Origin of the sequence: Mycobacterium barrassiae (assembly GCF_025822765.1) — a bacterium.
Lineage (GTDB): Bacteria > Actinomycetota > Actinomycetes > Mycobacteriales > Mycobacteriaceae > Mycobacterium > Mycobacterium barrassiae.
The window spans coordinates 99,480-124,416 of sequence record NZ_JACKUK010000025.1; the positions used below are offsets into that span (position 1 = coordinate 99,480).

The window sequence follows — 24,937 nt, forward strand, 5'->3', positions numbered from 1 at the left end:
TAAGGGTGACGCGTGCCGGCGCTAGCTCGGGCCGGGCAGCTTCAGCAACAGGCGCGCGCCGCCGAGTGGGCTCTGCTCCAGAGACGCTGTGCCGCCGTGCAATTCGGCCTGCTGGGCGACCAGCGCGAGGCCCAATCCCGAGCCGGAGTGCGACGCGGTCGAGCCGCGGGAGAACCGGTCGAACACAACCCGACGCTCGTCTTCGGGAACGCCGACTCCGTCGTCGTCGATCGCGATCTCCACACCCTCGCGCGAACTGACCGCCGACAGCTGCACCCGCTTCGCGCCACCATGCTTGACGGCGTTGGCGATCGCGTTGTCCACCGCCAACCGCAGGCCTGCGGGCAGCCCGACGATGATCACCGTCGGTGCGGGCACCAACGAGACATCAAGGTCCGGGTACACCCGCATCGCATCGTGTGCCGCGCGATCCAGCAGTTCGGTGATGTCGACCGGCACGTGGTCGTCCGCCGTCGTCAGCTCGCCCTGGGCCAGCCGCTCGAGCGCCGAAAGCGTCGCCTCGATGCGCGACTGCGTGCGGATGACGTCGTTGACGACCCCCTTGCGCTGGTCCTCGGGCAGATCCAGCGTCGACAGCACCTCGAGGTTGGTTCGCATCGCGGTCAGCGGAGTCCGCAGTTCGTGCGCCGATACCGAGGCGAAGTCGCGGGCCGATGTCAGCGCGGCCTTGGTCTTTTCCTGCTCGTTCCACACCCGCTCGACCAGCCCCTGCACCGCCTCGGCGATCTCGACGGCTTCGGTGGCGCCGCGCACGTCGATGTCGGGATCCTCGTCGCCCGCCTCGATCTGGCGGGTCTGCTGAGCGAGCCGTTTGAAGGGACGCACGGCGAACGCCGCCAGCACCCAGCCGCCGACCGTCGCCGCACCGATCGCCAGCGTGCAGATGATGATCACCCGGCGATGCAGGTTGTTGATGTCCGCGATGGTCGCGTCGTACGTCGCCCCGACGGCCACCGACATCGGCTCGGGATACCGGATGTCGACCGTGCGCACCCGATAGCGCACGCCGTCGATATAGGTGTCGGCGTAGCCCGGCTCCAGCTGTGGCAGGACGACGTTGGAGTTCGACGTCACCTGACCGTCTTTGCGGACCGTGATGACGGCATCCTGGTCGTTTGGCGACTTCGGGATCTCGTCGAGGCCGCGCGGCAGGAACGGAACCGCGAACCCCGCCGCCTCGTCGAGCCTGCGGTCGAGGCGCTCGTTCCAGGCGTCGGTGATGCCGAACCAGACCACGGTCCCCGCGATGACCACGACGATCGCCCCGGCGATCGCGCTGGTGAACGCCACTCGCTGTCGAAGTGACGGAGTCCTGCGGAAGATCCGGGTCAGCAGGCTCATCGAGTCACTGCTGTCTGTTCTTCGCGCAAGCGCTCATCACTGCCGTCTGGTCCTCGCGCAAGCGTCCCCCGCAAGTGGGCGGTGCCCCCACATCACTGCGTCCTCAGGACGAATCCCACTCCCCGCACCGTGTGCAGAAGTCGGGGGGCGCCGCCGGCCTCGAGCTTGCGGCGCAGGTACCCGATGAACACGTCGACGACGTTGGTGTCGGCGGCGAAGTCGTAACCCCACACCAGCTCGAGCAGCTGGGCCCGCGACAGCACCGCGGTCTTGTGCTCGGCCAGCACCGCGAGCAAATCGAACTCGCGCTTGGTGAGGTCGACGTCGACGCCGTTGACCCTGGCGCGGCGGCCGGGGATGTCGACCTCCAACGGTCCGACTTGGATGGTCTCCGACGAGAACGTGGCCGTGGACCCGCGCCGACGCAGCAGCGCCTTCACGCGCGCGACGAGTTCCTGCAGGACGAACGGTTTGACCAGGTAATCGTCTGCCCCGGCTTCCAGGCCCGCTACCCGGTCGTCGACCGAACTGCGCGCGGACAGCACGCAGACGGGCACATCGTTGTCCATGGCCCGCAGCGCGGTGACCACGCTGACGCCGTCGAGGACCGGCATGTTGATATCGAGCACGATGGCGTCGGGCCGGGTCTCCGTGGCGCTGCGCAGCGCCTCCGCGCCGTCGATCGCGGTGGACACGTCAAAGCCGGACAGCCGTAGTCCACGCTCGAGAGAGGCGAGCACGTCGGGGTCGTCGTCGACCACGAGCACCCGGGGTGAGGCTGCTCCACTGTCCATGAGCACAATCTTGCCTGATGGCGCCGCCCACATGTGTCAGGCGCGTAAGTGACGTGGTCTCGCCGTTGCGGCGGTCTTGTCACCGCTGGGTCACGCCCGCTGAAACGATCGCGTGATAGCAAAGCGAGCAAATTCGTCCGCTGCTAGCATCCGACACTTGTGCCAGTGCCACCTCCCCGGTTGATCGTCGAGCCCGACGACGGTGTGGAACCGGTGCGCGAACTGATCGCCTCGGCACAGAGTTCACTCCTCATCAAGCAGTTCACCTTCACCGAAGAGAGCCTGATCGACGCGGTCATCGAACGCCGCGACGCCGGTGTCGATGTGCGGGTCATGCTCAACCCCGCGCGCTCGGGCGGTGACCGGGCCAACGACGAGACCTTCCAGAAGTTCGCCGACGCCGGCATCGCGGTGAAGTGGTCGAACCCGAAGTTCTATGTGACGCACGAGAAGTCGATCGTGGTGGACAACCAGGCCGCGCTGGTCGCCACCTTCAACCTGTGCACGAAGTACTTCACGCTGACCCGTGACTACGGTGTGATCACCCACGACCCCCTGCACGTCGCGCAGATCGTCGAAGTGTTCGACGCCGACTGGCAGGAACTGGACTGGACGTGCTCGGCGTACGAAGGTCTGCTCTGGAGCAATTCCAATTCCCGCTACCACATGGCGCAGTTCATCGACACCGCCAAGTTCCGGCTCGATATTCAGCACCCCAAGTACGTCGACGCCGTCATTCTCGAGCGCATCGCGGCCGCGGCCGATCGCGGCGTGAAGGTGCATGTCCTCTGTGGGGGCAGGCACGGAATCAGCGAATGGGACATCCTCGACACGTTCGCCTCGCTGCGCACCCTGCGGCGGTTCGGTGTGAAGGTGCACAAGCAGAAGAACCTGCGGGTGCACGCCAAGCTGTTGCTGGTCGACGACGAGCGTGCGCTGGTCGGCTCGATGAACATCGACCGCAGCGCCTTCGACCTACGCCGTGAGCTGGGAATACAGATATCGGACGCGCCGACGGTGGCACGCCTGAGGCAAGTGTTCGCCGCCGACTGGGAGCTTTCGCACCACTACGACCCGCCGGACCCGCTGCAGCCGGCGCACCACCACGAGGACGACTTTCCGCACGACCACGAACTCATGCATGAGTGAGGCGCGCGAGAAGGTCTCGCTGGTCGAACTGGCGTGGACGTTCAACCACATCGCGCTGGCCTCGTTCGGGGGCGGTCTGTCGGCCTGGTCGCGCGAGGTGCTCGTCGTCGAGAAGCAGTGGCTCGGCGAGGAGGAGTTCCTCTCGGCCATGACGATGTGCCGCATCCTGCCCGGCGCCAATCAGGTGAACATGGCCGTGTTCGCGGGCAGCAAGATGCGCGGTCTGCCCGGCGTGCTCGCTGCGCTGTTCGGTCTGTGCTTTGTGCCCGTCGTCATCGTCCTCGTGATGGCGTTCCTGTACTTCCGGTTCAAGGAGCAGGCCGCCGTCAAAGGTGTGCTGCACGGCGCATCGGCCGCGGCCGTCGCACTGACCCTGGCGATGGTGATCCAGACCGGCAGGAAGTGTCTGACGGGGGTTGTGCCCGTCGCGCTGTTTCTGGCGGCGTTCGTGTTGAACGGGCTCATGCGGTTGCCGCTGCCTCTGACGCTGCTGATCGTGGCCCCGCTGTCTCTGTTGTGGGCCTGGCCGAGAAACCGTGCGGCACAGGCAGAATGAGCACATATCTCCAGATTGCCGGAATGTTCGCGGCGTTGTCGCTGCTCTCGATCGGCGGCGGCAACGCGGTACTGCCCGACATGCATCGGCAGGCGGTCGCCGGTCATCACTGGCTGACCAACGCCCAATTCGCCGATGTCTTCTCCATCTCCCAGACCGCGCCGGGGCCGAGCATCCTGATCGTGACGCTCGTCGGGTACGGCGCCGGGTTGACGGTCGGCGGAGTCCCCGGCGCGATCCTCGGCGGACTCATCGCGACGGTCGCGATGATCGTTCCGGCAGCCTCACTGATGTACACGGTGACGCTGTTCTGGCAGAAGGCGCAGAAGTCGAAATGGCGGATCGCCGTCGAGAAGGGCTTCGCACCGTTGACCGTCGGTCTGATCATGGCCACCTCGCTGGTGATGAGCCGGACGGCGGACCACGACTGGCGGGCCTATCTGCTCACGGCGATCTGCACCGCGATCTTCGTCTTCACCAAGACCAACCCGCTGCTCGTGGTGTTGGCGGCCGGTGTCATCGGCTACTTCGGAATTGTTTGACGCAGCCGCAAAAAAAGACTGCGGTAACCGCGCAGATACGCGATCTGCCTGCTATCTACATATGGTGACGGTCAAATCGCCCGATTCCGTCGGGGCCCCGCCGCCGGAACGGGCACCAGAACCGGCCTCTAACTCGCATTCGATCCCGGACGTCTGTCGCTCGCTGATCTCGGATCGCAAGTTCGAGCTCACCATCGTCGCGGTGATCGTCGTCAACGCGATCGTGCTGGGCATGGGAACCTACGCCGACATCGCGAGTCGGTACGAATCCCTGTTCAACACCATCTACAACGTCATCCTCGGCATCTATGTCGTCGAATTGCTGATCCGGTTGACGGCCTACCGGTGGAACCCCCGCGAGTTCGTCAAAGACGGTTGGAACATCTTCGACTTCATCGTCGTCGTCGCATCGTTCGTACCCATGCTGCGGGCGAATGCGATGTTGTTGCGACTGGTGCGGTTGCTGCGCATTGTGCGTCTTGTCCGCTTCCTGCCCGACCTGCGCCTGCTCGTCATGGCGGCCGGCAAGAGCGTGCCGGGGATCGCGTCGCTGGCGGGCGCCACTTTCGTGCTCATCTTCATCTACGGGATGGGCGGCTGGGTGCTGTTCTCCGCTCACGATCCGGCGTCGTACGGCAACGTGGGACAGGCGATGCTGACGATGTTCGTCATGCTGACCCTGGAGAACTTCCCGGACAACGTCGCGATGGGCCAACAGATTTCGCAGTGGACGATCCTGTACTTCATCAGCTACGTGCTGCTGGCCAGCTTCCTGATCTTCAACCTCTTCATCGGCATCGTGCTCAACGCCATGGAGCAGGCCAGGGAGTCCGACCGCAAGGAGCACGAGACCGACGACCTGCTGTCTCGGCTACGGGCCGCGCGGGAAGCGCTGGAGCAGGCCGAAGAGGAACTGCAGAAGAGTCATCGCGACGATCGGTAGTCCTGGGCCGCGCGGAAGCAATTGACCTCAAGAATTGTTGAGGTTTTACGGTGCCTGCAGCAGGTTAACCACTTGCACGCAATGGGAAGATGTTCTAAATGACCGACTCGCTGAACGCGCTCCGCGCGGCGCCTGCGATTGCGCCGCCACCCAAGCGCGTCAGGCCGAGCTCGGATCTGTGGCGCATGCTGCCCTACCTCATGCCCTACCGCGTGCGCTGGATCGCGATGATCGTGATCGCCCTGTTGAGCCTCGTTGCCACCGTGGCGATCCCGTTGATGACCAAGGCCGTGATCGACGGCCCGGTGCGTAATCAGGATCAGCAAGGGCTGTGGCTGCTCGGCGCCGCCGCGATGGGCGTCGGCATCTCCGAGGCCGTGCTCTGGTTCATCCGGCGGTGGCTGGTGTCGCGGGCCACCATGGGTGTGGAAGCCGACATCCGCAAGGACCTCTACGCCCAGCTGCAGATCCTGCCGATGTCGTTCCACGACCGATGGCCATCGGGCCAACTGCTGTCGCGAATCATGAACGACCTCGGCACGATTCGCCGGTTCATGTCCTTCGGCCTGATCTTCCTGCTGCTCAACACGATCCAGATCACCGTGGTGACCGGAATCCTGCTCGTGATGTACTGGCCGCTCGGTGTGGTGGTGCTGCTGTCGATCGTGCCGATCGCCGCGACCGTGCTGCACTTCCAGCGGGAGTACGTGCGGCTGTCGCGGCTGGCGCAGGACCAGGCGGGTCACGTGGCCACCCACGTCGAGGAATCCGCGTTGGGTCTTCGGGTGGTGAAGTCGTTCGGCCGCGAGAAGTACGTCTACGACCGGTTCGACGAACAGCTCACCGCCCTGTACGACACCCAGGTCGAGAGGGTGTCGGTGTCGGCGAAGTTCTGGACGCTGCTGGAGGTCATTCCCAACCTGACGCTGATGGTGGTGCTCGGTTTCGGCGCCTACGCCGCGGGTGAGGGGCACGTGACGATGGGGACGCTGGTCGCCTTCATCACGATGATGCTGTCGCTGGTCTGGCCGATCGCCTCTCTGGGATTCCTGTTGTCGATGACGCAGGAGTCGTTCACCGCAGCCAACCGCATCGCCGAAATCTTCGATGCACCAGTGGATATCGTCGACGGACCCGAGAGCGAAGCGCCGAAGGGCGGCAGGCTGGAACTGATCGATGTCGGGTTCCGGTTCCCGGACGCGAAGCCGGATGATTGGGCCCTACGCCATGTCAGCGTGACCGTCGAACCGGGGGAGACGCTGGCGCTGGTGGGCGCGACCGGGTCGGGCAAGTCCGTGTTGGCCTCGCTGCTGTCGCGGCTCTACGACGTCACCGAGGGCTCGATCCGCATCGACGGCACCGATATTCGGGATCTGTCGCTGCCTGCGCTGCGCGAGACGGTGGCCACCGCGTTCGAGGATCCGACGCTGTTCTCCATGTCCGTCGCCGAGAATCTGCGGCTGGGACGGCCCGACGCGACGAACGAGGAGATGGCCCAAGCCATCGAGATCGCCGCCGCCGGATTCGTCTACGACCTGCCGTGGGGCCTGGACACCCGCATCGGCGAGCAGGGTATGAGCCTGTCCGGTGGTCAGCGGCAACGGCTTTCGCTCGCACGTGCCATCCTGGCTTCGCCGCGAATCCTGGTGCTCGACGACACGCTGTCCGCGCTGGACGTGCACACCGAGGCCATCGTCGAGGAGGCGCTGCGCCGGGTGCTGCACTCGGTGACCGGCATCGTCGTCGCGCATCGGGCATCCACGGTGCTGCTCGCCGACAAGGTTGCATTGCTGGACGACGGCGTCATCACCCATGTGGGCACCCACGCCGAGTTGCTCGCCACTGTCCCGCAATACCGTTACCTGCTGGCCGCCGACGATGAACTCGACGACGGCTGTGAGCGTGCGTGCGACTGGCAGGAGGACGAGGACCGTCAGCGGCTCGACCAGGCCTACGACGAACAGGAAGCGCTGGAACGCGAACGCGTGGCGCGGCGGTTCGTCACGACGGAGGCCGAAGGCCGATGACGACCACCGAATGGCGCGGCAAGTTCGACGAGGACCAGACCGACGACCTGCCCATCGACGAAAGTGTGCCGCGCGGTCGCGAGGCCCGTGCGCTGCTTGGCTCGCTGCTGCGACCGTACAGCGCCACGGTCGTGTTGCTTGCGTTGGTCGTTGTCGTGGAAAACGCTGCGCGCCTTTCCGTTCCGATCCTGGTGCAGCGCGGCATCGACCGTGGCATTCCGCCGATCATCGAGGGCGGTTCGGCGCGGACACTGATGACGATCGTGGCGATACTGGGCGCGGTGGTGCTGCTGCAGGCCCTCAGCAGGATGTTCTTCCTGCGACGGTCGGGCCGGGTCGGACAGAAGGTCCTGCTGGAGTTGCGGCGTCGGCTGTTCCGGCACTTCCAGCGACTCGATATCAGGTTCCACGATCGCTACACGTCGGGCCGGGTCGTGAGCCGGTCCACCAACGACGTCGAAGCCATCCAGGACATGCTGGAGACGGGTTTCGACAGCCTGATCACGGCGGCGCTGACTCTGGTCGGCACGTCGATTCTGCTTGTGACGCTGGATGTTCGGCTCGGGCTGATGTGCCTTGGCGCATTCCCGATCCTGGTGGCACTGGTGTGGTGGTTCAGCAACGAGTCGACCAGGGTCTACCGCAAGGTGCGGGAGAGCGCCGCGCTGGTGATCGTCCAGTTCGTCGAGACGATGACCGGTATCAAAGCGGTGCACGCGTACCGGCGTGAACCCCGCAACCAGGAGATCTTCGAGGACGTCGCCGACGGCTACCGCGAGATCAACGAGAAGACCTTCCGGCTGCTCGCAATCTTCATGCCCGGTGTGAAACTGGTCGGCAACATCACCACCGGTGTGGTCCTGCTCTACGGCGGCTTTCGCGTGCTGCACGGCGAGATGACCATCGGCACGCTGGCGGCGTTCCTGCTCTATCTGCGGATGTTCTTCGAACCGATGCAGGAGATTTCGCAGTTCTTCAACACGTTCCAGTCGGCCTCGTCAGCGCTGGAGAAGCTGGCGGGCGTGCTCGCCGAGCGACCGGGCATCGAGGATCCGCGCCAGCCCGTTCACCTCGACACCGTGCGTGGTGAGGTCGCCTTCCACGACGTGCAGTTCTCATACGTGGAGGGGCGACCGGTGTTGACGGACTTGGACTTCGCGGTACCCGCGGGCCAGACCGTCGCCCTCGTGGGCACCACCGGGGCCGGCAAGACGACGATCGCGAAACTCATTGCCCGCTTCTATGACCCGATCGCGGGTTCGGTGACGCTGGACGGTGTCGACCTTCGTGACTTCACGCAGAGTGAACTGCGGCGCCATGTCGTGATGGTCACCCAGGAGAACTTCATGTTCGACGGCACGGTCGCCGATAACATTCGGTTCGGCCGACCCGACGCGACCGATGCCGAGGTCGTCGCGGCAGCGGCGGCCGTCGGCGCGGACCGGTTCATCGACACGCTTCCCGACGGCTACGACACCGACGTCGCCAAACGCGGTGGCCGGCTGTCGGCGGGGCAGCGACAGCTGGTCGCCTTCGCCAGGGCGTTCCTGGCGGACCCTGCGGTGCTGATCCTCGACGAGGCGACGTCGTCGCTGGACATCCCCAGCGAGAGGATGGTGCAGCGGGCGCTGGAGACGGTGCTGGCCGACCGGACCGCACTCGTGATCGCGCACCGGCTGTCCACCGTCCAGGTCGCCGATCGCGTGCTGGTGCTCGAGCAGGGCCGCATCATCGAGGACGGGGCGCCCGACGACCTGATCGCCAGCGGTTCGGGTCGGTACGCGGCGCTGCACCGCGCATGGGTGGAATCCCTCGCCTAATTCGCCGAAACTGCTGGCAGATCGTGAATTTACGTAATTTCGCGATCTGTGAGCGGTCTCGGCGAGTTCTAGGCCTGCGCCAGCAGCTTTTCCAGCTTCTCGTTGACGGCGGGAAGCTGCGACGTCAGCACCGAGATGATCTTCTCTCGCGCGCGCTCGCTGACACCCGCCGACACGTGATGCAACACGTTGAGCCGGGATCTGTCGACCCACGCCATCATGTCGGGGTCGGAGAACCAGTGCACCTGATTCTTGTTGAACGCCAACATCATGCGCAGCCAGTCGGCGGGCTCGGACGGATACGGCACGGGATTGCAGTACGCATTTCGCGTCTCGTCGTCGGGGTACGTCGCTTCGACGTGGCCGATCACAGCGGCGCTGAACGCCGGCTGGCACGTGCGCACCGCCTGCAGCGCGATCCGCTCGTCGGTGAACACCGTCGCCGGCTCGATGTGCGCGAAACCATCTGCGCTGCAATCGATATAGAGCGCCGAGCCGTCGATGTCGCGCGTTCCCCCCTCGAGCGTGATCCGACCCGGTTCGATCGACTCGACATGGCCCATCCGCACGACATCATCGATGCGGCGCAACTGCTCGAGTTCACCCTGGGACAGGATCGCGCAGCGGTACATCGTCGGCTCGATCGACCGGTCGATACGCATCAGGCAGCCCTTGGCCTCCAGCCGGTCGAACAGGTCGGGCAGCGACTCCGCGTCGATGACGGCGTTGAGCTGGTTGGAGAAATCGCGCAGCACGCGCTTGGCGAACTGCGATCCCGGCTGAACCGTGGCGCGATCCAGAATCCAGGAGTCGCGCGGCTTGATCCACGTCAGTCGTTGCGGTGCGACACCGTGCCGCAGCAGCCACACGCATGTGTCCATCCCCGTCTTGCCCGCGCCCACGATGACGTAGCGATCGCGGCCCTCGCGGATGCGCGGTAGCTCGTTGGGCGGTACGCACTCGACACCGGGAGCGACGGCGTAGGACGGCCCCCGCATGGACGGCACGATGATCTCGACGTGCGTGGTCACCAGGCGTCGCGCGGACACCTCGATGTGCTCACCGCCGAGCGTGCGCACCAGGCCGTCGCCCAGATACTCGGCCATCGGCAGGTACGTCACCCGGCCAGTCGGCAGCAACTGGTGGCGCATCACGTTGTCGAAGTACGCGCACACTTCGGCGCCGCTGGCCAACTCGTAGAAGCCGGCGTTGAAACCGGTCTGATCGATGGTGTCGCTACCGAGGTGGCGAGAGTTCACGCCGTAGTAGGCCGACGGCTGATGCAGCCGCACAAATGAATAGGCGGTGGTCCAGTGACCTCCGGGCCGGTCGTTTCGATCGACCACCACGACCGTGGCGTCGGATTCTGCGACCAGCGTGTCGATGAATGCGAGCCCCATCGCGCCCGCACCCACCACGAGGTAGTCCGCCTCGATGGCTGCCATGGGCTCCTAACGTACGCCGCCGAAGAACTTGGCCACGTCGTCGACGAAGAGTTCGGGCTGTTCGAACGCCGCGAAGTGGCCACCGCGCGGCATATCGGTCCAGTGCGTGATGTTGTACCCCGCCTCGCACCAGTTACGCGGCGCCTTGAGGATCTCCCTGGGGAACGCGGCGACCCCGGTGGGCAACTCGACGCGGTCGAAGCCGCCGAATGAATTGAAACTCTCCCAGTACAGCCGCGCCGACGATGCGCCCGACGCGGTCAGCCAGTAGAGCATGACGTTGTCGAGCATCTCGTCCTTGGTCAACACGTTCTCCGGGTCGCCGTCGCTGTCCGTCCACGACCAGAACTTCTCGACGATCCACGCGAGCTGGCCGACGGGGGAGTCCACCAACCCGTAGCCGAGGGTCTGCGGTCGCGTGGACTGCTGTTTGGAGTAGCCCGAATCCCACTTCTGGTAGTACTCCGCCCGCTCCAGCGCAGCCTTCTCGTCGTCGGTGGGATTCTTCAGTTCACCGGGCGGAAAACCGAGCGGCATGTTCAGGTGGATCGCCACGCAGCGTCCGCCGTTGCGGCCGATCTGGGTGGTGACGGCGGCGCCCCAGTCGCCGCCCTGCGCGCCGAAGCGCTCGTAGCCGAGTTCACCCATCAGGGTGTCCCACGCCGTCGCGATCTTCTCGATACCCCAGCCGGCGGTCGTGGGCTTGCCGGAGAAGCCGTAGCCCGGAAGTGACGGGCACACCACGTCGAAGCCCTGCTCGGTGAGCGGCTCGATGACCTTGTGGAATTCGACGATCGATCCGGGCCAGCCGTGGGTGATCAGCAACGGGAACGCGTCCTCGCGCCCGGAGCGCTGGTGGATGAAATGGATGTCCAGGCCGTCGATTTCGGTGGTGTAGTGATCGAAGCGGTTCAGCGCTTCTTCCCGTGCGCGCCAGTCGTACTCGTTGGCCCAGTAGTCGGCGAGTCGCTGGGTGTAGGCCAACGGGATGCCCTGGGTCCAGTCGTCGACGCATTCGGCGTCCGGCCAGCGGGTGCGTGCGAGTCGGGATTTCAGGTCGTCGAGGTCGGCGTCGGGGATCGCGATGCGGAAGGGCTTGATCGTGGCCATGCCCTCATCCTTACCAAGACCCTCGCCGAGACTGCTAGGAGTGCGGATATTTCTGCGGCGATTTCGCGATCTGTCCGCAGTTTCGACGCGACGATGAGGCGATGAAGTCCCAAGACGCAGGGCCCACCGATACCGCCATCCTCGAGGAGACGATCGGCGCGAACTTCGAGCGCACGGTCGCCGCCCATCCCGACGGGGACGCGCTGGTCGACATGGCAAGTGGCCGACGGTGGACGTACGCCGAACTCAACGAGGACATCGACGTCATCGCGCGCGGCCTCATGGCCCTCGGTATCCAAGTAGGGGACCGGATTGGCATCTGGTCGCCGAACTGTGCGGAGTGGACGATCGTGCAGTACGCCACCGCGAAGATCGGCGCGATCCTGGTCAACATCAACCCGGCCTATCGCACACACGAACTCGCCTACGTGCTCAAGCAGTCGGGCATCCGGACGCTGATCTCCGCGACGTCGTTCAAGACGTCGGACTACGTGGGCATGGTCGACGAGGTGCGTGCCGAGACTCCCGACCTAGCCGAGGTGCTGTACCTCGGCACCGATGACTGGCGCGAACTCCAACAGCGCGCCGACGAAGTACCGGTCGACGGGCTGCGGAAGTGCATGGAGTCGTTGGACAACAACCAGCCGATCAACATTCAATACACTTCGGGCACAACGGGTTTCCCGAAGGGCGCGACGCTCTCGCACCGAAACATCCTCAACAACGGATATTTCACCACCGAGCTGATCAACTTTGGCCCGGACGACCGGCTGTGTATTCCGGTGCCGTTCTATCACTGCTTCGGCATGGTGATGGGCAATCTCGGCTGTACCAGCCACGGGACCACCATGGTCATTCCCGCGCCGGCATTCGACCCGGGGCTCACCCTGGATGCCATCGAATCCGAAAGGTGCACAGCTGTTTACGGGGTACCGACGATGTTCATCGCGATGCTCGGTCAGCCCGACCTGGCGCAGCGTGACCTGTCGTCGCTGAGAACGGGCATCATGGCTGGAGCGGTCTGCCCCATCGAGGTCATGAAGCGCTGCGTCAACGACATGAACATGACCGAGGTCGCGATCGCCTACGGGATGACCGAGACGTCGCCGGTGTCCTGCCAGACACTCATCGACGACGACCTCGAACGCCGCACCAGTTCAATAGGCCGGGCCCATCCGCACGTTGAGATCAAGATCGTCGACCCCGAAACCGGCGAGGTCGTCGAACGCGGGAAGCCCGGCGAATTCTGCACGCGCGGTTACTCGGTGATGCTCGGCTACTGGCAGGACGAGGCCAAGACGAACGAGGCGATCGACACCGAGGGTTGGATGCACACCGGCGACCTCGCCGTCATGCGCGACGACGGCTACTGCAACATCGTCGGCCGCATCAAGGACATGGTGATCCGCGGCGGCGAGAACATCTACCCGCGCGAGATCGAGGAGTTCCTGTACACGCATCCCGACGTCGACGACGCGCAGGTCATCGGCGTGCCCGACGCGAAGTACGGCGAGGAGGTCTGCGCGTGGGTGCGGATGAAGCCGGGCAGGAGTCCGCTGGACGCACAGGCGTTGCGTGACTTCGCCAACGGCAAGCTGGCCCACTACAAGATCCCGCGGTACGTCCACGTGGTCGACGAGTTTCCGATGACCGTCACAGGCAAGGTGCGCAAGGTCGAGATGCGTGCTGAAATGGTGAAACTTCTCGGCCTCGACTCCTGAGAGGGATGAATTTTGGCGACCGCCGGAGTCCCTATCTATGTGACTTCTGTACCGACCGTGGCGCGTCGCGCTTGCGCAACGCTTGCGGCTACTTCGGCGACGCTGCACGCGGCGATGCTCGGCCACGCGTCCAGCGTGGTCGCGGCCGGCCTGCTCGCCACGATGATCGCCGCGTGCCTGTATTGCGCCCGCGAGCTGTGGCGCGACGGCACGGCGCGGGCCTGGGTGATCGTCGCCCTGATGAACCTCGCCATGATCGCGCTGCACCTGCCTGCGCCCGCTCATCACCACGGCGCTCCGAGCGCAGCGGCTCCGCCGTCGACGCTGATGGCGGTGGCCACCCTGCTGGCGCTCACCGAGGTCGCCGCCGCGGCTGCCGCACTGTACGTCGGCAGCCGCGGGCAGCTCGCGCGGCTAGCGGTACACCAGGCCGCTGAGCCTGCGCGCCAACGCCAGCCGAACTGACGGCACCCGCCCGACGACGCTGATCGCGGCGTTGCGAACCGGTCGTGCCGCGCGTGGCAGCGTGGCCAGCCGGGTCAGCCGATCCGTCATTGCCACAACGTCTTCGGCGATCGGACGGCGAGCCGCACTGTAGTCGTCGAGCACACTGTCCGGCGCTCCGCCGAGTACGGCGGCGAGCGCGTCGCTCAACGCGACGGCGTCCTGGATGCCCAGATTCATGCCCTGCCCGCCGGCCGGGCTGTGTACATGCGCCGCGTCGCCGGCGAGCAGCAGACGGCCCGCGCGGAAGGTGTCGGCGACGCGATGATGGACCCGGAATCGCGAACCCCAGATGACGTCGGTGACCACCATGCGGTCCGTGCCGACGCGCGCGTCGAGGATCTGCTGGACGAATTCCGCGGAGGGCTCCTCCGGAGCGTCGGCGACCGGCGCCACGATTCGGTGGATGCCGTCGGGCAGCGGCGCGACCACGGTCAGGCCCGCCGTCGCCCAGAACAGGATGACCTCGTCGTCGGGTGCGTCGCCGACCAGCCTGACGTCGGCCAGCATGAACGACTCGTCGTATACGTCGCCCTCGAACCCGATGCCCGCCTGCTCGCGCACGACGCTGCGAATGCCGTCGGCGCCCACGGCGTAGCGCGCCCGGATGACGTCGCCGTCCTCGAACGTCGCCGTCACCCCGTCGCGATCCTGGGCGATCGCCGTCACGGTCTTGGGCCGCAGTACCGAGCCGCCGAGTTCGACGAGCCTGTCGAGCAGCAGCCGTTCGGTCGTCGACTGCGGAACCATCAGCGAATACGGATACTCGGTCGGCAACCCGCTGAAGTCGATCGGGATCAGCGTGCGGCCCCGGTCGCGGATCGTGAACACCGGCGCCTCGACGCCCTCCTTCACCAGTCGGCGCGCGACGTCCAGCGGTTCCAGGACCTCCAGCGAGCGGGCGTTCACTACGGCCGCCCGTGAGGTGTTGGCGCCCGCGGGCGCGCGGTCGACCACCGTCGTCGCGATGCCCTTCGCGACCAGTGAGGCGGCGAGCGTCAACCCTGTCGGACCTGCCCCGATCACGAGAACTTGTGTGTCGTACATCTGCCTCTCCAATCACTTGCTCATCTATGTCAACGCTTGTTGGCATAGATGATTCCCCTTCTCGGGCGCCAATGTCAACACTTGTTGGCCTACAATCGTTGGCATGCGCAGATCGTCGGAGCAGACCAAGGCTCAGATCCTGGCGGCGGCCAGGGAGAGGTTCGCCGAATCCGGCTTCGAGAGGGCCACCATCAGGGCCATCGCGGCGGACGCGAACATCGACCCCTCGATGGTGATGCGGTACTTCGGCAGCAAGGACCAGCTGTTCGCCGCGGCAGCCGATTTCGATCTGGAGCTTCCGGATCTGTCCGACGTCGACCGCGACCAGTTGGGGGCTGCCCTCGTCGACCACTTCATGAACAGGTGGGAACGCGACGAGGTGCTCATCGTGCTGCTACGGGCCAGCGCCACCAATGCCGAAGCGGCGGAACGCATGCGGGCGTTGTTCGCCAGTCAGCTGTTGCCGGCCGTCGCAAAGATCAACCCCGATGCGCCGGAACGCCGCGCGGCATTAATCGCCACGCAGACACTCGGCCTCGCCCTGTGCCGTTATGTGCTGCAGCTGCCACCGATCGTCGCCATGTCACGCGACGAGGCGGTCGCCTGGTTGGGACCCACCGTGCAGCGCTACCTCGACGGGCCTTAGATAATCGGCGGTGATGTGGACCCCGACGCTCGTCCTGATCGCCGCCGCCACCCTCGTCGCCTGCGTACTTCTCGGTGGCGGTCTCTACGAGACTGCTGTCGTCGATCCGGCGTGGCCGAAGCGGCCCGGCATCATCCAGGCGCACAACGGGGGAATCTCCCGGCGGCGGTTCTGGATTCCTGCACACACGTTGTTCGAGGTGCTGCTGATCGTCGCGCTCATCGCCGCGTGGCAAGACGCCGACGTGCGGGTTGCGCTGCTGGTGGCGCTGGTCAGTCATACCGTGATGCGGGTGTGGTCGCTCGTCGACTTCATACCGAAGGCGGTGGAGTTCGAGAAGGCGGATCCGGCGGCCGTCGACGAGCGCGCGGCGGTGGCATGGACCCGGCGCAGTCTGTTGCGGTTGCCGCTGGATTTCGTCACGTGTGTGGCGTTGCTCTGGGCGGTGGCGGGGTATGCCTGACCGAAGGCTGAAGGGAGCCGTAGATGATTTCGCCCGATGATTTGCGCCGGCTGCTGGGAGCCGACGAGAAGGACGCGATCCTGGTGTTGGTGGAAGGCCGCATCGAGGTGATCGGCGCCGGCAAGCTCGCGTCCGAGCCGTACCGGGGCGCATTGGAGATCGTGTCGCGCGACGATCTCGTCCGACGCGTCGGCGAGGAGCCGTCGGATCTGGATCTCACCTCCCAAGCGGTCGCGCTCGACACGGCGGTCGCGGAGCTGGGCGGCTGACCCCGGGCGATTTGTGTGCGTTTGAGAGCGCTCAGCGCTCCTCGATGCACACAAATCGCGGGTGTTACAACCCGATCCGGCGATAGCGGGCCAGCCGAGCGGTCAGGCGCTCGGCGTCGGGTATCGACCGCAGCGCGTGCAGTTCGTTGGCGATCGTCGCCGACAGTCGCTGCGTGAACGCCAGTGGTTCGTCGGCCGCATCCGGACGTTCGGGCACGATGGCGTCGACGATTCCGCTGGCCAACAAATCCGCCGATCGAATCCCTTGCGCCTCAGCGAGTTCCGGCGCATGGGCGGTGTCGCGGAACACGATCGCACTCGCCCCTTCCGGCGGCAGCGGCGCCAACCAGCCATGCAATGCTGCCAACACTCGATCGGCGGGCACCATCGCCAGCGCAGGCCCGCCACTGCCCTGGCCGAGCAGCACCGACACTGTCGGCGTGTCCAGCGTCACGAGATCGGCCAGGCACCTTGCGATTTCGCCGGCCAGGCCATCCTGTTCGGCCTCGACCGTGAGCGCCGGTCCGGCAGTGTCGATCACGAGTACGAGCGGCAACTTCAGGCCCGCCGCCAATGCCATGCCCCGTCGCGCCTCGCGCAGTGCCGCCGGCCCGACCATCCCGCCGAGCACCCGCTGTTGGCCGAGTACCACCGCCGGTTGTCCGCCGAACCTGGCCAACGCCAGCAGCGTGGTGGCGTCCTCGCCGCGGCCGGTGCCCGACAGCAGCACCCGCTCGGTTGTCCCGTGCCGCAACAGATAACCGACGCCCGGGCGGTCCGGTCGGCGTGACGCCAGAACCGAGTTCCATGCGGGCACGTCCGGAACCGCGGCGGCATCCGGGGGCGGCGGCGGCGAATCGGGCGGGTCGGCAAGAACCTTCAGCGTGCGGTCGAGTGTCCTGCGCACCGCCTCCAACGGGATCACCCCGTCGATGACGCCGTGGCGCTCCAGGTTCTCCGCGGTCTGGACGCCCGAGGGAAACGGCTCGCCGTAGAGATGCTCGTACACCCGCGGGCCGAGGAACCCGATGAGCGCGCCCGGCTCGGCGGCGGTGACATGCCCCAGCGAACCCCACGACGCGAACACCCCGCCCGTCGTCGGATGCCGCAGGTACACCAGGTACGGCAGATGCGCCCGCTTGTGCAGCTCGACGGCCGCGGCGATCTTCACCATCTGCAGGAACGCGACGGTGCCCTCCTGCATGCGGGTGCCCCCGGAGCTGGGCGACGCGACCAGCGGCAGCCGCTCGGCCGTCGCCCTGGCCACCGCGGTGGTGATCCGCTCGGCCGCGGCCACCCCGATCGAGCCGGCCAGGAAGTCGAACTCGCAGGCCACCAGCGCCACCCGCCGGCCGAACACGGTGCCCTCGCCGGTCAGCACCGCTTCGTCGAGCCCCGTCTTGGCGGCCGCAGCGGCCAGTTCGCGCTGGTACTCCTCGCTGCCGCCGACCACCAGTGGCGCCGTGTCCCAGCTTCGGAACGAGTCTGCGTCCAGGACGGCATCGCGCAGGTCAAGCGCACCAATCCGGCTCATTTGCCGAGGCTATCTGGCTACTGTGTGCGCGTGGAAACAGAACTTCGCTACGAGCGATGGTTCCTTCCGTTTTCGGTGCCACTCGGTTTGGGGCCGAAGCAAAGCGAGGTCTATATCGCGGACGACACCCTGCACGTCAAGTTCGGTTGGGGCTTTCGTACCTCGGTGCCGTTGTCCTCGATCGCCAAAGCGGAAGAAAACCACGACCGGGTGTACGCCTGGGGCGCGCACGGGTGGCGTGGCCGCGGGCTGGTGAACGGCTCGTCGAAAGGGATCGTCGAGCTCACCATCGACCCTCCGACCAAGGCTCATGTCATGGGGGTGCCGATCACGTTGAGGATGCTCTGGGTCAGCGTCACCGAGCCGGAGGCATTGATCGGGGCCTGCACCCCCGAGGATTGACCGGGAATCTCCCGCTAGGGTGGCGCCATGATTGGTGTGACCCGCGACGGCGATGTGATGACGCTGGAAATGCAGCGCGCCGATCGCCGCAATGCGCTCAACGGCGCGCTCGTCGACGGACTCCGCGAGGCGGTCGAGAAGGCCGCGAGTGAAGACATCCGGGCCATCGTGCTGACCGGCCAGGGCCATGTCTTCAGTGCGGGTGCCGACCTGTCGGATGCGGCGGGAGTGGCCGAGGAGCTGCCCGACAAGGCCAAGGCGTTGAACTTTGCGATCGACAAGGCGCCGGTCCCGGTCATCGGCGCCATCAACGGTCCCGCGATCGGCGCCGGTGTCATTCTCGCGATGATCTGCGATCTGCGGGTCGTCGCGACCGAGGCGTACTTCCAGTTTCCCGTCGCGAAATACGGTCTGGCACTCGATAACTGGAGCATTCGACGACTGACGTCGCTCGTCGGTGCCGGCCGTGCCAGGGGCATGCTGCTCGGGGCGGAAAAGCTCACGTCAGCGGCCGCACTGCACACCGGCATGGCCAACCGCATCGGCACGCTGGCCGATGCTCAGGCCTGGGCCGCCGAACTCGCCGGCTACGCACCGCTGGCCCTGCAACACGCCAAGCGGGTGCTCAACGACGACGGCGCCTACGAGGAGCCGTGGCCCGAACACCAGGAGCTGTTCGATCGGGCCTGGGCCAGCCAGGACGTCATCGAGGCGCAGGTGGCGCGCATCGAGAAGCGGCCGCCGAGGTTCACGGGCGCCTGATGATCGGGGCGGCCCTACGCATCGGCTTTGGGACGGCGACGCTCCTGGCCGGTGGCTTGGCGTTACGTGCGCTGCAGGGCACCCCGTCCGCGCTCGGCGCATCACCGGCCGAGATCGACGGTGTCGCCAAGGGGTCCCCGAACTATCAGGACGGCGCGTTCGTCAACCTGGAACCGGCAAGCCCGATGAGCCTGACCCGGCAGGAGCAGTTCCTGCTGGTCCGTGAGGTCATCGGCAACAGCGCCAGCCAGCAGCCGGCCCAACCCGTCCCGCTGGTCACTCCCGATCCGAGCCTGGCGGCCGGCGACCTGGCCGTCACCTGGTACGGCCACTCGTCGGCGGTCATCGAGGTCGACGGCTACCGCGTGCTGGCCGATCCCGTCTGGAGCGACCGCTGCTCCCCGTCCCGCACCCTCGGCCCGCGGCGGCTGCACCCGGTGCCGGCCCCGCTGGAGGCGATGCCCGCGATCGACGCGGTCATCATCAGCCACGACCACTACGACCACCTCGACGTCGATACCGTCAAACAGCTTGCCCTCACGCAGCGGGCCAAGTTCTTCGTGCCGCTGGGCATCGGCGCTCACCTGCGGTCCTGGCACATTCCCGCCGACCGCATCGTCGAACTCGACTGGAACGAAAGCGCCCAGCTCGGCGAACTCACCCTGGTGTGCACGCCCGCTCGGCACTTCTCCGGACGGTTCCTGACCAGGAACACCACCCTGTGGTCGTCGTGGGTACTTATCGGCCCCAGCCACCGCGCGTTCTTCGGCGGCGACACCGGATACTCGAAGAGCTTCGGCGATATCGGTGCAGAACATGGCCCGTTCGACCTCACCCTGATGCCCGTGGGCGCATACCACCCCGGTTGGCCCGACATCCACATGAATCCCGAGGACGCGGTCCGCGCCCACCGCGACGTCACCGATGCGGGGCTGCTGGTCCCGATCCACTGGGCGACGTTCCGCCTCGCACCGCATCCGTGGTCCGAGCCGGTGGAGCGGCTGATCAAAGCCGCAGACTCCGAGCGCGTGCTGGTCGAGGTGCCGAAGCCGGGACAGCGGGTGCAGCCCGACGAGGCACTGGCGAACGACCCGTGGTGGCGCCTCTAGCCGTTCGCCGAGTGCATGCTTGGTGACGGACCTATTCGCGATTCGTGTACAACATGCGTGCAGTCGACGGGATACGGTGCACGTCATGAATGCACTGGCCAGGCTCGCGGTCGTGGGGTTGATCGCGCTGCTGCCGGGCTGCGCAACGGACAGGCCGGCCGACCCGGCGCCGCCGTCGACGCCGACCCAGGCCGACGTTCCGCCGCCGCTGGTGCCCGCGATGCCGTTGCCGGAGAACGCCGTCGACAAAGCCGTCGCCAAGCTCGACGGCATCGCCGAGGAGCTGATGCGCAAGTCCCGCATCCCCGGAATGGCCGTCGCCGTCGTGCACAAGGGGAAGACCGTGTACGCGAAGGGGTTCGGCGTCAAAGATGTGAAAGCCGGCGCCTCCGAGGCAAACCGCGTGGACGCGGACACGGTCTTTCAGCTGGCGTCGGTGTCGAAGTCGATCTCCGCAACGGTGGTCGCCCACCAGGTCGGCGTGAACGCGATCGGTTGGGACGCCCCGATCGTGTCGAAGCTGCCGTGGTTCGCGCTCTCGGATCCGACAGTGACGCAACTGGTCACCGTCGGTGACATGATGTCGCACCGGTCCGGTCTTCCCGACCATGCCGGCGACATGCTCGAAGACATCGGACACGACCGGCGCTACGTGCTCGAACATCTGCGGGATTTCCCGCTGGATCCGTTCCGAATCTCCTACGCCTACACCAACTATGGGTACACCACGGGCGCCGAGGCGGTCGCGGCGAGCGCAGGCAAGCCGTGGGAGGTGCTGGCCGACGAGGTGTTGTTCGACCCCGTTGGGATGGCGTCGACGAGTTTCCGGTTCACGGACTACGAGTCGAGGCCCAACCGCGCCATCGGCCATATCCACATCGACGGTTCCTACGAGCCGCTCTACGTCCGCAACGCGGACGCCCAAGCGCCTGCGGGCGGGGCCAGTTCGTCGCTCAACGACATGACCCGCTGGCTCGCGATGGTGCTCGCGAACGGCAAGCACGATGACACGCAGATCGTCGACGCCAATGCGCTGCTGCCCGCCCTGACCCCGCAGATCGTCTCGAGCCCCGCGTCGGAACCTGCGATGCGGTCCGGGTTCTACGGCTTCGGCTTCAACGTCGGGACAACGTCGGCGGCCCGCACGGAACTCAGTCACTCGGGCGCCTTCGAACTCGGCGCGGGCACCAACTTCGTCGTCCTGCCGTCGGCCGACGTGGCCATCGTCGCGCTCACCAACGCCACGCCATCGGGTGTGCCCGAGACGCTGACCGCCCAGTTCGCGGACCTGGTGCAGTTCGGCGAAGTGCGTGAGGACTGGTACGGCCTGTACAGCGCGGCCTTCGCCAAGATGGAGAAACCGGTCGGGTCACTGGTGGGCAAGCAGCCACCGCCGAATGCGGCGCCCCCGGCGCCGTTGTCGACGTACGTCGGGACCTATCGGAACGACTTCTGGGGTCCGGCCCGAGTCACCGAGAAGAACGGGACGCTGATGCTGGCGCTCGGCTCGAAGCTGAACGTTCCGCTCGACCACTGGGACGGCAACGTGTTCACCTTCAAGTTCGTCACCGAAAACGCCCCGCCGGGAACGATTTCGATGGCCACCTTCGACGGCGACAAGCTGGTGCTCGAGTATTACGACGAGTTCGGTAAGGGGACGTTCACCAAATGACCACCATCCCAGGCGTCAACATCGCCGGGCTCTCCGATGCCGAAGTCGCACAGCGTGTTTCCGAAGGAAAGACCAACGATGTGCCGACTCGTGCGGCACGCAGCGTCTCCGAGATCGTGCGGGCCAACGTGTTCACCCGCATCAACGCCATTCTCGGTGTCCTGCTGGTCATCGTGCTGTCCACCGGGTCGGTGATCAACGGCGCGTTCGGGTTGCTCATCATCGCCAACAGCGCGATCGGCATCATCCAGGAGCTGCGAGCCAAGCAGACACTGGACAAGCTGGCGATCGTCGGGCAGGCGAAACCCTTGGTGCGCAGGCAATCCGGCACCAAGGCGGTGCTTCCCGGCGAGATCGTGCTCGACGACATCATCGAGCTCGGGCCGGGCGACCAGATCGTCGTCGACGGTGAAATCGTCGAGGAGGCCAATCTCGAGGTCGACGAGTCGCTGCTCACCGGTGAGGCCGACCCGATCGCCAAGGACGTCGGGGACGGGGTGATGTCGGGCAGCTTCGTCGTCGCGGGCAGCGGCGCGTACCGCGCCACCAAGGTCGGCCGGGAAGCCTATGCGGCCAAGCTCGCCGAGGAGGCCAGCAAGTTCACTCTGGTGAACTCGGAACTGCGCAGCGGTATCAACAAGATCCTGCAGTTCATCACCTATCTGTTGATCCCCGCGGGTCTGCTGATCATCTACACGCAGCTGTTCACCACCGGCGCGGACTGGCGGCAGGCCGTGTTGCGGATGGTCGGTGCATTGGTGCCGATGGTGCCCGAAGGCCTGGTGCTGATGACGTCGATCGCGTTCGCCGTCGGCGTGATCCGGCTGGGCCGCAGGCAGTGCCTGGTCAACGAATTGCCCGCTATCGAGGGATTGGCCCGCGTCGACGTCGTATGCGCCGACAAGACCGGCACCCTCACCGAAAACGGCATGAGGGTCTCGGATCTGAAGAAGCTGGACGACCGCGCCGTCGCCGACATCCTCGCGCAACTCGCCGCCGACGACGCCCGACCCAACGCGAGCATGCAGGCCATCGCGGAGGCCTACAAGATGCCGCCTGGGTGGGAACCCACGGCGATCGCACCGTTCAAGTCCGCCACCAAGTGGAGCGGCGCGTCGTACGGAGAACACGGCAACTGGGTGATCGGCGCGCCCGACGTGCTGCTCGAGCCGGGATCCGAAATCGCCCAGCAGGCAGAGGAAATCGGCGCGAAGGGGTTGCGGGTGCTGCTGCTCGGCTCTTCGGATCTGTCCGTCGACCACCCGGACGCGCCGGGATGTGTCACACCGGCGGCGCTGGTGGTGCTCGAGCAGCGTATCCGGCCCGACGCCCATGACACTCTGGATTACTTTGCGGATCAGAAGGTTTCGATCAAGGTGATCTCGGGTGACAACGCCGTGTCGGTCGGGGCGGTGGCGGGCTCGCTCGGGCTGACCGGCGAGACGATGGACGCGCGTCAGCTACCCGACGACCCCGAACAGCTGGCCAACACCCTGGAGGAGTACACCACTTTCGGCAGGGTCCGGCCGGATCAGAAGAGGGCCATGGTGCACGCCCTGCAGTCGCGCGGCCATACCGTCGCGATGACCGGCGACGGCGTCAACGACGTGCTCGCGCTCAAGGACGCCGACATCGGCGTGGCGATGGGCTCAGGCAGTTCGGCTTCGCGCGCGGTGGCCCAGATCGTGTTGCTGGACAACAAGTTCGCGACGCTGCCGCACGTCGTCGGTGAGGGCCGCCGCGTCATCGGCAACATCGAACGCGTCTCGAACCTCTTCCTCACCAAGACGGTGTACTCGGTGCTGCTCGCGATCCTCGTCGGCCTGGGCGGGTTGTCGTCCAAGCTGTTCGGCACCGATCCACTGCTGTTCCCGTTCCAGCCGATTCACGTGACGATCGCAGCGTGGTTCACCATCGGCATCCCGGCCTTCATCCTGTCGCTCGCGCCCAACAACGAGCGCGCGCACCCGGGGTTCGTGCGCCGGGTCATGACGGCGGCGCTGCCATCGGGCATCGTGGTGGGGATCGCGACGTTCACCTCGTACCTGGTGGCGTATCAGGGGCGCACGGCCACCCCCGTCGAGCAGACGCAGGCGTCGACGGCGGCACTGATCACACTGCTGGTGACGGGGGTGTGGGTGCTTGCGGTCGTGGCACGGCCGTACCAGTGGTGGCGAGTGGCGCTGGTGGTGTCGTCCGGCCTGGCGTATGTGGTGATCTTCTCGATCCCACTGGCTCGAAAGGCGTTCATGCTCGACCCGTCGAACCTCAAAACCACGTCGATCGCCCTGCTCATCGGGATCATCGGGGCGGCGGCCGTCGAGGTCATCTGGTGGGTTCAGGGAGCGGTTCTGGGCGAACGCCGGCGGCTGTGGCGCTCGGAGTAGGCTGGCCACATGGCAATCCTCGACAAGGTGAAGAATCTGCTGGCCAAGAACGCCGACAAGGTGGACACCGCGATCGACAAGGCCGGTGACATCGTCGACCAGAAGACGCAGGGCAAATACACCCAGCACGTCGATAAGGTGCAGGAGGCCGCCAAGAAGGCGGTCGACAAGAGCAACCCGCAGAACCCCTAGACACACCTATGGCCAAACTTTCCGTCTCCGTCGACGTCCCCCTTCCGCCGGAGAAGGCGTGGGAGTGCGCGTCTGATCTGCCCCGCTACCAGGAGTGGCTGAGCATCCACAAGGTGTGGCGGAGCAAGCTGCCTGAAACCCTTGAGAAGGGCACGGCCATCGAGTCGATCGTCGAAGTCAAGGGCATGCCCGTGCGGATCAAGTGGACCATCGTCCACTTCAAGCCGCCAGAGACCATCACCCTGGACGGTAAGGGTGAGGGCGGCGTCAAGGTCAAGCTCATCGGCAAGGTGAAGCCCTCCAAGAAGGTCAACGAAGGGTCGAGTGTGTCCTTCGACGTGCACCTCGGCGGTCCTGCGTTGTTCGGACCGATCGGGATGGTGGTCGCCGGCGCGTTGAAGAGCGACTTCCGAGAGTCGTTGGACCGCTTCCAGGCCGTGTTCGCCCCCGCCTGAACAACTAACCCCGCCAGCGGTTTTCG

Annotated in this window: 24 protein-coding genes; 18 read left to right on the forward strand and 6 right to left on the reverse strand. The window is 66.1% G+C overall.

The window, feature by feature from the left end; all coding sequences use genetic code 11:
* Nucleotides 1–21: 21 nt before the first annotated feature.
* The gene (locus H7J93_RS15130) at nt 22–1,362 is read right to left on the reverse strand and encodes a HAMP domain-containing sensor histidine kinase (RefSeq protein WP_267307124.1); all 1,341 of its coding nucleotides are present in this window, start codon (nt 1,360–1,362) and stop codon (nt 22–24) included.
* A 92-nt stretch (nt 1,363–1,454) separates the two neighbouring features.
* Entirely contained in the window at nt 1,455–2,156 is a 702-nt protein-coding gene (prrA, locus tag H7J93_RS15135) for a two-component system response regulator PrrA (RefSeq protein WP_041301892.1), read from the reverse strand.
* Between the two features lie 159 nt (nt 2,157–2,315).
* On the opposite strand from prrA, the gene H7J93_RS15140 reads away from it, so the two are divergent.
* The 6 genes from H7J93_RS15140 (at nt 2,316) to H7J93_RS15165 (ending at nt 9,193) form a co-directional block, all read left to right on the forward strand.
* The gene (locus H7J93_RS15140; RefSeq protein ID WP_267307125.1) at nt 2,316–3,305 is read left to right on the forward strand and encodes a phospholipase D-like domain-containing protein; all 990 of its coding nucleotides are present in this window, start codon (nt 2,316–2,318) and stop codon (nt 3,303–3,305) included.
* Nucleotides 3,298–3,861, forward strand: coding sequence for a chromate transporter (locus H7J93_RS15145; RefSeq protein WP_267307126.1), 564 nt, complete (start codon nt 3,298–3,300; stop codon nt 3,859–3,861). Before H7J93_RS15140 ends, H7J93_RS15145 begins: the two co-directional genes overlap by 8 nt.
* Nucleotides 3,858–4,403: a chromate transporter gene (locus H7J93_RS15150; protein WP_267307127.1), complete on the forward strand. Its 546-nt coding sequence runs from the start codon at nt 3,858–3,860 to the stop codon at nt 4,401–4,403. Before H7J93_RS15145 ends, H7J93_RS15150 begins: the two co-directional genes overlap by 4 nt.
* 61 nt (nt 4,404–4,464) lie before the next feature.
* The gene (locus H7J93_RS15155) at nt 4,465–5,346 is read left to right on the forward strand and encodes an ion transporter (RefSeq protein ID WP_267307128.1); all 882 of its coding nucleotides are present in this window, start codon (nt 4,465–4,467) and stop codon (nt 5,344–5,346) included.
* A 98-nt stretch (nt 5,347–5,444) separates the two neighbouring features.
* Complete coding sequence (locus tag H7J93_RS15160) at nt 5,445–7,373, forward strand: ABC transporter ATP-binding protein (RefSeq protein ID WP_267307129.1); 1,929 nt, start codon at nt 5,445–5,447, stop codon at nt 7,371–7,373.
* On the forward strand, nt 7,370–9,193 hold the full coding sequence (locus H7J93_RS15165) for an ABC transporter ATP-binding protein (protein ID WP_267307130.1): 1,824 nt from the start codon (nt 7,370–7,372) through the stop codon (nt 9,191–9,193). The genes H7J93_RS15160 and H7J93_RS15165 overlap by 4 nt, the downstream gene beginning before the upstream one ends.
* 68 nt (nt 9,194–9,261) lie before the next feature.
* Here the strand turns inward: H7J93_RS15165 and H7J93_RS15170 are convergent, their stop codons facing one another.
* Together H7J93_RS15170 and H7J93_RS15175 are read right to left on the reverse strand one after the other, a co-directional pair.
* Entirely contained in the window at nt 9,262–10,638 is a 1,377-nt protein-coding gene (locus H7J93_RS15170; protein WP_267307131.1) for an NAD(P)-binding protein, read from the reverse strand.
* 6 nt (nt 10,639–10,644) lie between these two features.
* Nucleotides 10,645–11,748 (reverse strand): epoxide hydrolase family protein, encoded by a 1,104-nt coding sequence (locus tag H7J93_RS15175; RefSeq protein WP_267307132.1) that lies wholly within the window; start codon nt 11,746–11,748, stop codon nt 10,645–10,647.
* 101 nt (nt 11,749–11,849) lie between these two features.
* Between H7J93_RS15175 and H7J93_RS15180 the strand changes: the two genes are divergently transcribed.
* Nucleotides 11,850–13,469: an AMP-binding protein gene (locus tag H7J93_RS15180; protein WP_267307133.1), complete on the forward strand. Its 1,620-nt coding sequence runs from the start codon at nt 11,850–11,852 to the stop codon at nt 13,467–13,469.
* A gap of 57 nt (nt 13,470–13,526) precedes the next feature.
* The gene (locus tag H7J93_RS15185; RefSeq protein ID WP_372507893.1) at nt 13,527–13,934 is read left to right on the forward strand and encodes a hypothetical protein; all 408 of its coding nucleotides are present in this window, start codon (nt 13,527–13,529) and stop codon (nt 13,932–13,934) included.
* Here the strand turns inward: H7J93_RS15185 and H7J93_RS15190 are convergent.
* Complete coding sequence (locus H7J93_RS15190) at nt 13,884–15,020, reverse strand: FAD-dependent oxidoreductase (RefSeq protein WP_267307134.1); 1,137 nt, start codon at nt 15,018–15,020, stop codon at nt 13,884–13,886. The two genes, H7J93_RS15185 and H7J93_RS15190, sit on opposite strands and share 51 nt — an antisense overlap.
* A gap of 103 nt (nt 15,021–15,123) precedes the next feature.
* Here H7J93_RS15190 and H7J93_RS15195 point away from each other — a divergent pair, with 103 nt between their 5' ends.
* From H7J93_RS15195 to H7J93_RS15205, 3 genes are read left to right on the forward strand one after another with little or no spacing between them, the layout of a single operon-like run.
* A complete protein-coding gene (locus H7J93_RS15195; RefSeq protein WP_267307135.1) occupies nt 15,124–15,666 on the forward strand; it encodes a TetR/AcrR family transcriptional regulator in 543 nt (180 codons plus the stop codon).
* Between the two features lie 13 nt (nt 15,667–15,679).
* The gene (locus H7J93_RS15200) at nt 15,680–16,129 is read left to right on the forward strand and encodes a hypothetical protein (protein WP_267307136.1); all 450 of its coding nucleotides are present in this window, start codon (nt 15,680–15,682) and stop codon (nt 16,127–16,129) included.
* Between the two features lie 23 nt (nt 16,130–16,152).
* Nucleotides 16,153–16,398, forward strand: coding sequence for a hypothetical protein (locus H7J93_RS15205; protein WP_267307137.1), 246 nt, complete (start codon nt 16,153–16,155; stop codon nt 16,396–16,398).
* Nucleotides 16,399–16,462: 64 nt separating this feature from the next.
* Here H7J93_RS15205 and H7J93_RS15210 read toward each other — a convergent pair whose 3' ends face one another.
* Nucleotides 16,463–17,932 carry an acetyl-coenzyme A carboxylase carboxyl transferase subunits beta/alpha gene (locus H7J93_RS15210; RefSeq protein WP_267307138.1) on the reverse strand — a complete coding sequence of 490 codons (1,470 nt, stop codon included), beginning with the start codon at nt 17,930–17,932 and terminating at the stop codon, nt 16,463–16,465.
* 30 nt (nt 17,933–17,962) lie between these two features.
* Between H7J93_RS15210 and H7J93_RS15215 the strand changes: the two genes are divergently transcribed.
* The 7 genes from H7J93_RS15215 (at nt 17,963) to H7J93_RS15245 (ending at nt 24,911) form a co-directional block, all read left to right on the forward strand.
* Nucleotides 17,963–18,334 (forward strand): hypothetical protein, encoded by a 372-nt coding sequence (locus H7J93_RS15215; RefSeq protein ID WP_267307139.1) that lies wholly within the window; start codon nt 17,963–17,965, stop codon nt 18,332–18,334.
* Between the two features lie 27 nt (nt 18,335–18,361).
* Nucleotides 18,362–19,096, forward strand: a complete 735-nt coding sequence (locus H7J93_RS15220) for an enoyl-CoA hydratase (protein ID WP_267307140.1) — start codon at nt 18,362–18,364, stop codon at nt 19,094–19,096.
* Complete coding sequence (locus tag H7J93_RS15225) at nt 19,096–20,205, forward strand: MBL fold metallo-hydrolase (RefSeq protein WP_267307141.1); 1,110 nt, start codon at nt 19,096–19,098, stop codon at nt 20,203–20,205. The genes H7J93_RS15220 and H7J93_RS15225 overlap by 1 nt, the downstream gene beginning before the upstream one ends.
* An 85-nt stretch (nt 20,206–20,290) precedes the next feature.
* Complete coding sequence (locus tag H7J93_RS15230; protein ID WP_267307142.1) at nt 20,291–21,877, forward strand: serine hydrolase; 1,587 nt, start codon at nt 20,291–20,293, stop codon at nt 21,875–21,877.
* On the forward strand, nt 21,874–24,264 hold the full coding sequence (locus H7J93_RS15235) for a cation-translocating P-type ATPase (RefSeq protein WP_267307143.1): 2,391 nt from the start codon (nt 21,874–21,876) through the stop codon (nt 24,262–24,264). The genes H7J93_RS15230 and H7J93_RS15235 overlap by 4 nt, the downstream gene beginning before the upstream one ends.
* Before the next feature lie 9 nt (nt 24,265–24,273).
* Nucleotides 24,274–24,456, forward strand: a complete 183-nt coding sequence (locus H7J93_RS15240; protein WP_267307144.1) for an antitoxin — start codon at nt 24,274–24,276, stop codon at nt 24,454–24,456.
* A gap of 8 nt (nt 24,457–24,464) precedes the next feature.
* Entirely contained in the window at nt 24,465–24,911 is a 447-nt protein-coding gene (locus tag H7J93_RS15245; RefSeq protein ID WP_267307145.1) for a type II toxin-antitoxin system Rv0910 family toxin, read from the forward strand.
* Nucleotides 24,912–24,937: the final 26 nt, after the last annotated feature.

Excerpts from the sequence above, each read along its gene's own strand:
- H7J93_RS15180 (WP_267307133.1), top strand. The coding sequence starts at position 11,850 with ATGAAGTCCCAAGACGCAGGGCCCACCGATACCGCCATCCTCGAGGAG.
- H7J93_RS15210 (WP_267307138.1), bottom strand. The coding sequence starts at position 17,932 with ATGAGCCGGATTGGTGCGCTTGACCTGCGCGATGCCGTCCTGGACGCA.
- H7J93_RS15160 (WP_267307129.1), top strand. The coding sequence starts at position 5,445 with ATGACCGACTCGCTGAACGCGCTCCGCGCGGCGCCTGCGATTGCGCCG.
- H7J93_RS15240 (WP_267307144.1), top strand. The coding sequence starts at position 24,274 with ATGGCAATCCTCGACAAGGTGAAGAATCTGCTGGCCAAGAACGCCGAC.
- H7J93_RS15235 (WP_267307143.1), top strand. The coding sequence starts at position 21,874 with ATGACCACCATCCCAGGCGTCAACATCGCCGGGCTCTCCGATGCCGAA.
- H7J93_RS15130 (WP_267307124.1), bottom strand. The coding sequence starts at position 1,362 with ATGAGCCTGCTGACCCGGATCTTCCGCAGGACTCCGTCACTTCGACAG.
- H7J93_RS15145 (WP_267307126.1), top strand. The coding sequence starts at position 3,298 with ATGAGTGAGGCGCGCGAGAAGGTCTCGCTGGTCGAACTGGCGTGGACG.
- H7J93_RS15230 (WP_267307142.1), top strand. The coding sequence starts at position 20,291 with ATGAATGCACTGGCCAGGCTCGCGGTCGTGGGGTTGATCGCGCTGCTG.
- H7J93_RS15155 (WP_267307128.1), top strand. The coding sequence starts at position 4,465 with ATGGTGACGGTCAAATCGCCCGATTCCGTCGGGGCCCCGCCGCCGGAA.
- H7J93_RS15195 (WP_267307135.1), top strand. The coding sequence starts at position 15,124 with ATGCGCAGATCGTCGGAGCAGACCAAGGCTCAGATCCTGGCGGCGGCC.
- H7J93_RS15225 (WP_267307141.1), top strand. The coding sequence starts at position 19,096 with ATGATCGGGGCGGCCCTACGCATCGGCTTTGGGACGGCGACGCTCCTG.
- H7J93_RS15220 (WP_267307140.1), top strand. The coding sequence starts at position 18,362 with ATGATTGGTGTGACCCGCGACGGCGATGTGATGACGCTGGAAATGCAG.
- H7J93_RS15150 (WP_267307127.1), top strand. The coding sequence starts at position 3,858 with ATGAGCACATATCTCCAGATTGCCGGAATGTTCGCGGCGTTGTCGCTG.
- H7J93_RS15205 (WP_267307137.1), top strand. The coding sequence starts at position 16,153 with ATGATTTCGCCCGATGATTTGCGCCGGCTGCTGGGAGCCGACGAGAAG.
- H7J93_RS15200 (WP_267307136.1), top strand. The coding sequence starts at position 15,680 with ATGTGGACCCCGACGCTCGTCCTGATCGCCGCCGCCACCCTCGTCGCC.
- H7J93_RS15170 (WP_267307131.1), bottom strand. The coding sequence starts at position 10,638 with ATGGCAGCCATCGAGGCGGACTACCTCGTGGTGGGTGCGGGCGCGATG.
- prrA (WP_041301892.1), bottom strand. The coding sequence starts at position 2,156 with ATGGACAGTGGAGCAGCCTCACCCCGGGTGCTCGTGGTCGACGACGAC.
- H7J93_RS15165 (WP_267307130.1), top strand. The coding sequence starts at position 7,370 with ATGACGACCACCGAATGGCGCGGCAAGTTCGACGAGGACCAGACCGAC.
- H7J93_RS15190 (WP_267307134.1), bottom strand. The coding sequence starts at position 15,020 with ATGTACGACACACAAGTTCTCGTGATCGGGGCAGGTCCGACAGGGTTG.
- H7J93_RS15245 (WP_267307145.1), top strand. The coding sequence starts at position 24,465 with ATGGCCAAACTTTCCGTCTCCGTCGACGTCCCCCTTCCGCCGGAGAAG.
- H7J93_RS15175 (WP_267307132.1), bottom strand. The coding sequence starts at position 11,748 with ATGGCCACGATCAAGCCCTTCCGCATCGCGATCCCCGACGCCGACCTC.